The sequence below is a fragment of the Tepidiforma sp. genome, from assembly GCF_026419595.1.
Lineage (GTDB): Bacteria > Chloroflexota > Dehalococcoidia > Tepidiformales > Tepidiformaceae > Tepidiforma.
The window spans coordinates 1-305 of record NZ_JANZZD010000048.1 but is presented as its reverse complement, the minus strand read 5'-3'; the positions used below and the strand labels follow the sequence as shown (position 1 = coordinate 305).

General features: G+C 62.3%; 1 pseudogene. It reads left to right on the top strand.

Annotated elements, in window-relative coordinates:
* Positions 1 to 176: pseudogene (locus N2041_RS14950) on the top strand (SAM-dependent DNA methyltransferase); the annotation flags it as partial.
* Positions 177 to 305 lie beyond the last annotated feature (129 nt).

The following is a 305-nucleotide window of genomic DNA, read 5'->3' as shown; positions in this document are numbered from 1 at the left end:
GGCATGTGCTGACACCTGGCCGCTACGTGGGCGCCGAGGCGCAGGAGGAGGACGACGAGCCCTTCGACCAGAAGATGGCCCGGCTGGTGGCCCAGCTCCGGGAGCAGCAGGCAGCGGCAGCGAAGCTGGACGCGGCGATTGCGAAGAACCTGCAGGAGCTGGGATATGGCGGGTGAGTGGGAAAAGAGACCATTGCGCGACTTAGCAGTATTGGTCTGGGACCCGGTAAAGCCATCGGATTCTAGTGCGCTTCCCTACGTCGGACTTGAGCATATAGGAGCAGGCACACTGCAACTACTTGGGAC